Here is a 4,672-nt window from a genome sequence, read left to right as displayed (position 1 = left end):
GTGGGCGATGAGGGGTTCGAACCCCCGACCCCCTCGGTGTAAACGAGGTGCTCTGAACCAGCTGAGCTAATCGCCCCAATATTTATTTTTTAATCTTCTAGTCCCGACTACTTCCGATGCAATCGGAATGCTCTGAACCAGCTGAGCTAATCGCCCTTATTGCGAGTGCAAATATACACTTAGATATTGGATTCGCAAACAAAATTTAAAAAAATATTAATTAAACTGAAATAGATCTGAACTTCCAATTGTTTTAGCTTTTGAATTAAAACTTATTTTCTACCAATCAAGCGCTATAATATTATATTTGTAAAAATAAAATCAAAATTAATGGCACGTTTTAAAGAGAATGATTTACCGAAATCAAAAATAACCGCTACTTCACTGACTAAGGCAACCATCATTTTTAAATATGCAGGCAGTCATCGGTGGAAATTTTATGTCGGTTTATTCTTCTTACTACTCACCGGAGCTACTGCACTAGCTTTTCCAAAACTGATGGGAATGTTAGTCGATTGTGTGAAAGACAAAAGCTATGAGCAGGCAGATCGGATCGCCTTGTCATTAATTGTCATTCTATTTCTGCAATCGATTTGTTCCTTTTTTAGACTATCATTATTTATCAATTTTACCGAAAACACTTTAGCCAATTTACGATTGTCCTTGTACAGCAATTTGGTCAAATTACCGATGTCGTTCTTCTCTCATAAAAGAGTTGGTGAACTGAACAGCAGAATTAGTGCTGATATTTCGCAAATTCAAGACACGCTTACGTCGACCATCGCGGAGTTTTTAAGACAATTTATTCTGATTATTGGTGGGGTAATTTTATTGGCTACCGAAAGCGTGAAACTCACTTTATTAATGCTATCCGTTGTTCCCCTCATAGCCGTTGCAGCGGTAATTTTTGGCAGATTCATTCGTAAATATTCGAAAAAAGTGCAAGATCAGGTTGCCGAAAGTCAGGTCATTGTAGAGGAAACGATGCAAGGAATAAGTATTGTCAAGGCTTTTGCAAATGAATGGTATGAAATCGCTCGATACGATGGAAAAATTAAAGAAGTAGTAAAACAAGCTATTAAAGGAGGAAAGTATAGAGGTTACTTCGCTTCCTTCATTATATTTTGTCTTTTTGGAGCCATCGTTGCTGTAGTTTGGTTTGGTGTTCGGTTGAGCATTAGCGGCGAAATGAGTGTAGGACAATTGATTTCTTTTGTTTTGTATTCTACATTTGTTGGGGCGTCTTTTGGTGGTATTGCAGAATTGTATGCTCAAATCCAGAAGGCGATTGGCGCCACAGAACGTGTTTTCGAATTATTAGCAGAAACACCCGAAAAAATCAATTCTACTCAAAACTCGCATTCCATCCAAAAGATTCAAGGCAATGTCAGCTTCAAAAATGTCGGCTTCACCTACCCTTCTCGAAAAGAAATAAAGGTTTTGAAAGGGGTGAACTTTACAGCTAATTTCGGTCAAAAAATTGCTATAGTCGGCCCAAGTGGTGTCGGAAAATCGACTATTGCTTCTTTATTGTTGCGCTTTTATGATATTGAAAGTGGCGAAATCTTGGTAGACGGTAAAAATATTTACGATTATGAATTGGAAAATCTTCGGGGCAATATGAGCATCGTTCCGCAAGATGTAATTCTCTTTGGAGGCACCATCAAAGAAAACATTGCTTATGGAAATCCAGATGCTTCGGACGAGGAAATTATGGTCGCTGCCAAACAAGCTAATGCACTTAATTTCATTGAAAGTTTCCCAGAAAAATTCGAAACTATGGTTGGAGAACGGGGAATAAAACTTTCTGGTGGACAACGGCAAAGGATTGCCATTGCGCGCGCTTTACTTAAAAATCCAAGTATTTTAATTTTGGACGAAGCCACTTCTTCCTTGGACAGCGAAAGCGAAAAATTGGTTCAAGAAGCCTTAGAGATTTTAATGCAAGGTAGAACCAGCATTATCATTGCGCACCGTCTTTCGACCATTCGCAGTGCCGATCAAATTTTGGTTTTAGACAAAGGAGTAATTGCGGAACAAGGAACGCATCAGGAACTGATTGCTTTAGAAAACGGTATTTACAAAAACTTGAGTAATTTGCAGTTTAGTCATTCGTAAAATATTGTTCAAATAAAAACCCGATAGGTTTTGAAAACATATCGGGTTTAAACGGACCACTAATCCCGATAGCTATCGGGACTGATCTCTGAATACTTTTTACTTCCCTTTCCTCCTTTTTCGTTCGGCTTTAATCATCGCCAATTCACGACTAGTTTGTCCTGCCACCGAAGTGTTTTCTTCCGCGCGGCGAATCAAGTAGGGCATTACGTCTTTTACCGGACCAAAAGGCAAGTACTTGGCCACATTATAACCACTATCCGCTAAATTATAACTGATATTATCGCTCATTCCGTACAATTGACCAAACCAAATTCTATCATCGGTAGATTGTATTCCTTTTTCTTCCATTAATTTCATCAAGAAATAAGTACTGTTTTCGTTGTGAGTTCCTTCAAAAATAGACATCCTATCAAGGTGATCCACCATATACTCTACAGCCGCATCATAATTTTCGTCGGTAGCTTCTTTAGAAGCACAAATCGGACTCGGACACCCTCTTTCTACAGCACGCTCATTTTCTTTTTCCATATAAGCGCCACGAACAAGCTTCGCTCCTATAAAAAACCCTTCTTTTCTAGCCTTTTCGTGTAAATTTTTCAAATAATCCAAGCGATCCCAACGGTACATTTGCAGAGTATTGAAAACAATAGGTTTCGATTTATTGTATTTTGCCATCATTTTTTCGACCAAAGCATCAACTGCATCTTGCATCCAGCTTTCTTCGGCATCTATCAACAAAGCAACATCGCTATCATAAGAAGCCTTGCAAACTTTCTCGAAGCGAGCCACAACCTTTTCCCATTCTTCAGATTCAGCTGCAGACAATTTTTTTCCTAAACTCACTTCCTCATATAAATTGATACGTCCGAAACCAGTAGGTTTGAAAACAGCAAAGGGAATAGATTTTTTTTCTTTGGCAAACTCAATCAATTTCAAGGTTTTTTCCAATACAGCATCAAACTGCTCTTCCTCCTCCTTGCCTTCGACTGAATAATCCAAGACTGATGAGACACCTTTAGTAAATAAATTATCCACCACTTTCAAACTATCATCTTCATTCACACCACCACAAAAATGATCGAAAACTGTAGTACGAATCAATCCTTCTACCGGTAAACTTGCTTTGATAGCAAAATTAGTTACTGCAGTTCCTATGCGAACAAGTGGTTCATTTGCAATTAATTTGAAAAGAAAATAAGCTCTCTCCAATTCAGTATCACTTTTTAATGAAAAAGCAATTTGTGTGTTATCGAATAAATTATTCATTATTTGTTATATTTTTGCACAAATATAGAGAGAGTTTTCAAAATTATTAAGCAAAATTTGCCTTATTTTGCGCTTTAAATTAATCTACAAATATGCAATCCATTCTAGCCAACAATTACCCCATATATTTTAATGAAGAAGGATATGAAGCTCTAAACACGTTCATTGAAGAAAGCAAGTATTCAAACTTGTTTATCATTGTCGACACCAATACTAATGAGCATTGTTTGTCTAAGTTTCTTCCCTATTTAGCAACTGATCTTACCACAGAAATTGTTGAATTCGAAGCTGGTGAACCCAATAAAAACATTGAGACCTGCGTAGAATTATGGAATGTTTTGACCGAATTAGGCGCCGATCGAAAAAGTCTCGTTCTCAATCTTGGTGGAGGCGTTGTCACTGATTTAGGCGGTTTCGTTGCATCTACGTTCAAACGTGGGATCGATTTTATTCACATCCCTACTACTTTATTATCAATGGTCGATGCTTCGGTTGGTGGTAAAACTGGTGTTGATTTAGGGAATTTAAAAAATCAGGTCGGGGTTATCAATGTTCCACAAATGGTTCTGATTGACAGCCAATATCTAGAAACACTTTCAAAAGAAGAAATGCGTTCCGGACTAGCCGAAATGCTCAAGCACGGATTGATTTATGACACTGCCTATTGGGAACAATTTCTAGATTTGAATGCCATTGATTTTGCTGATTTTGACGAATTGATATACCGTTCGGTAGAGATTAAGAATCAAATCGTAATGCAAGATCCAACTGAAAAAAATATCCGCAAAGCGCTGAATTTTGGACATACTTTAGGACACGCTATTGAAAGTTATTTTCTCGAAAATGATAGCAAAAAAAGTTTATTGCACGGCGAAGCGATTGCAATCGGAATGATCTTGGAAAGCTATATTTCTTTAGAGAAAAACTTGATCTCTAGCGACGAATACAATCAAATCAAAACCACAATAAAGTCTATCTATGATACTGTAGTTTTCGAAGAAAACGACATCGATTCTATTATGGAATTGCTCATCCACGACAAAAAAAATGAGTACGGAAATATTCAATTTGCCTTAATCGAAGGTATCGGGAAAATAAAAATCAATGAATCTGTTGAAAATGAATTGATTTTAAAGGCTTTCCACGATTATAAATCTTAGTTATAGGTATAGGCGTTTAGGCCGCCCAAAAACGAAAATAGTATTACCTTTGTCAAATGAGTACAAGGGAGAAATTTATAGGTGTGAATTCAATAACATTTAACAAGCGATTTAAGGAAGATGCA

3 protein-coding genes and 1 tRNA gene are annotated in these 4,672 nt (G+C 37.2%); 2 read left to right on the top strand and 2 right to left on the bottom strand.

The window, feature by feature from the left end:
- Nucleotide 1 precedes the first annotated feature (1 nt).
- Nucleotides 2–76: transfer RNA gene (locus ACIQ1E_RS13890), tRNA-Val, on the bottom strand.
- Between the two features lie 254 nt (nucleotides 77–330).
- Here ACIQ1E_RS13890 and ACIQ1E_RS13885 point away from each other — a divergent pair.
- Entirely contained in the window at nucleotides 331–2,118 is a 1,788-nt protein-coding gene (locus ACIQ1E_RS13885) for an ABC transporter ATP-binding protein (RefSeq protein WP_396171944.1), read from the top strand.
- A 99-nt stretch (nucleotides 2,119–2,217) separates the two neighbouring features.
- Here the strand turns inward: ACIQ1E_RS13885 and ACIQ1E_RS13880 are convergent, their stop codons facing one another.
- A complete protein-coding gene (locus tag ACIQ1E_RS13880; RefSeq protein ID WP_396171942.1) occupies nucleotides 2,218–3,387 on the bottom strand; it encodes a proline dehydrogenase family protein in 1,170 nt (389 codons plus the stop codon).
- 92 nt (nucleotides 3,388–3,479) lie between these two features.
- Here ACIQ1E_RS13880 and aroB point away from each other — a divergent pair, with 92 nt between their 5' ends.
- Nucleotides 3,480–4,547 (top strand): 3-dehydroquinate synthase, encoded by a 1,068-nt coding sequence (gene aroB / locus ACIQ1E_RS13875; RefSeq protein WP_396171940.1) that lies wholly within the window; start codon nucleotides 3,480–3,482, stop codon nucleotides 4,545–4,547.
- Nucleotides 4,548–4,672: the final 125 nt, after the last annotated feature.

This window comes from Flavobacterium sp., from assembly GCF_044348915.1.
In the GTDB taxonomy this organism is placed as follows: domain Bacteria; phylum Bacteroidota; class Bacteroidia; order Flavobacteriales; family Flavobacteriaceae; genus Flavobacterium.
This window is presented reverse-complemented; position numbering and strand designations above follow the sequence as displayed.

Excerpts from the sequence above, each read along its gene's own strand:
- ACIQ1E_RS13885 (WP_396171944.1), top strand. The coding sequence starts at position 331 with ATGGCACGTTTTAAAGAGAATGATTTACCGAAATCAAAAATAACCGCT.
- ACIQ1E_RS13880 (WP_396171942.1), bottom strand. The coding sequence starts at position 3,387 with ATGAATAATTTATTCGATAACACACAAATTGCTTTTTCATTAAAAAGT.
- aroB (WP_396171940.1), top strand. The coding sequence starts at position 3,480 with ATGCAATCCATTCTAGCCAACAATTACCCCATATATTTTAATGAAGAA.